General features: G+C 38.6%; 1 pseudogene. It reads left to right on the top strand.

The annotated features are described in order from the left end of the window. Positions 1-84: 84 nt before the first annotated feature. Positions 85-1110, top strand: a pseudogene (locus ACW6QP_RS15345) (IS481 family transposase); the annotation flags it as partial. Positions 1111-1314: the final 204 nt, after the last annotated feature.

Raw genomic sequence — 1314 nt, 5'->3', positions numbered from 1 at the left:
TGAAATAGACACGATAAAATCTGACAGTTAAGGATTATATTTAAAGAGTTGAAACAAGAAATATTAACCCTTAAAACTGTCAGAATGAATACAGAAGCAAAGGTAATTAAATCTAAAGTAGGTTTATTACAGTTAGCAGAACAATTAGGAAACGTATCTCAGGCTTGTAAACTTTTTGGTTATAGCAGGGATAGTTTTTATCGTTTTAAAGAACTCTATGACCAGGGAGGTGAATTGGCTCTACGTGAGCTCAATAGACGAAAGCCAAATCTCAAGAATAGGATTGAAGAAGAAACAGAAAAAGCAGTAATTCAGATGGCCTTTGATTATCCTGCTTATGGACAACTTCGCGCTTCCAATGAACTCAAGAAGAAAGGAATTTTTATCTCACCAGCAGGTGTTCGATGTGTATGGTTACGCAATGATCTGGAAACTTTTAAAAAAAGGCTGAAGTACTTAGAAGCCAGAATGGCCCAAGATGGAATGGTGTTAACTGATGCTCAAATCAATGCTTTAGAAAAAGCGAAAGAAGAAAAGAAAGCCCATGGAGAGATAGAAACCCATCACCCCGGCTATCTTGGAGCTCAGGACACCTATTATGTGGGAACTATCAAAGGAGTTGGAAGAATCTATCAGCAAACATTCATTGACACGTATTGTAAAGTAGCCCATGCTAAACTTTATGATCGTAAAAATGCATTGGTAGCTGCTGATATGCTAAATGATCGGGTTTTACCTTTCTACGAAGAGCAAGACTTACGACTTCTAAGAATATTAAGCGATAGAGGAACAGAATTCTGTGGCCATAGAGAGCACCACGAATATCAACTTTACCTGGCTATAGAGGATATAGATCATACAAAAACCAAGGCAAAAAGTCCGCAAACCAACGGAATCTGTGAACGCTTCCATAGGACGATTCAGGATGAGTTTTACGCCATTGCCTTTAGAAAAAAGATCTACACCTCCATTGAGGATATACAAGCTGATCTGGATGATTGGTTAAACTACTATAACAATGAAAGAACCCACTCCGGAAAACATTGTTTTGGAAAAACTCCGATGCAAACTTTGCTGGATAGCAAATATTTGGCTGATGAAAAAATGCTGGACTTACAATCGGAAAAACTCGTACCTTTATTAAAGGTAGGTGAAGCGGAAACAGGCTCTGGTGGAGACCAACCTGTCAGGAATAACTTACCTGATGACTGGAATGGTCAAGGGGCTCCAGACGAGCCCCTAAATCAGAATTATTCCAAGAATCAAAATGCCTAAAAAAACTCTTAACTGTCAGACAAGATCGGAGCTATTACA

This window comes from Salegentibacter haimaensis, from assembly GCF_054121495.1.
The sequence above is the reverse complement of the archived record's forward strand: the minus strand, read 5'-3'. Positions and strand labels throughout refer to the sequence as shown.